This window comes from Amycolatopsis thailandensis (genome assembly GCF_002234405.1).
Classification (GTDB): Bacteria; Actinomycetota; Actinomycetes; order Mycobacteriales; family Pseudonocardiaceae; genus Amycolatopsis; species Amycolatopsis thailandensis.
The window spans coordinates 1-569 of the sequence record NZ_NMQT01000371.1 but is presented as its reverse complement, the minus strand read 5'-3'; the positions used below and the strand labels follow the sequence as shown (position 1 = coordinate 569).

1 protein-coding gene is annotated in these 569 nt (G+C 72.9%); it reads left to right on the top strand.

What is annotated here, in order from left to right; all coding sequences use genetic code 11:
- The coding region (locus CFP71_RS42950; RefSeq protein ID WP_244200061.1) for an SDR family NAD(P)-dependent oxidoreductase at positions 1-569 on the top strand (569 nt) is incomplete at both ends.

Genomic DNA, 569 nt, shown 5'->3' with positions numbered 1-569 from the left:
GTCGCCCGCCGGTACGCCGACGAGGGCGCCCAGGTGGTGGTGCTCGGACGACGGGTCGAACCGCTGGAGAAGGTGGCCGCCGATACCGGCGCGCACGTCATCGCGTGCGACGCCAGCGATCGCGAAGCCGCCGAGGGCGCGGCGGCGGAGATCGTCGGCAAGTTCGGCAGGATCGACGTCGTGGTGGCCAACGCCGGCGGGCACGGCCTGTCCTCGGTGGTCGACACCGGCGACGAGGAATGGGAACTGGCCCTGCGGTCGAACCTGTCCAGCGCCTTCGTGTTCTGCCGGGCCACCCTGCCCACGCTGGTCGAAACCGGCGGCCAGGTCGTCATCGTGTCGTCGCTGGCCGGGCTGTTCGCCGGGCCGAACGTCGCCGGTTACACCGTCGCGAAGCACGCGCTGATCGGGCTGACCCGCTCGATCGCCCGCGACTACGGGCCCAAGGGCGTCCGCGCGAACGCGGTCTGCCCCGGCTGGGTGCGCACCCCGATGGCGGACGGCGAGATGGACCAGTTCGCCGAGGCCGCGGGTTTCGACGGCGGCCACGACGAGGGCTACCGCCGCGT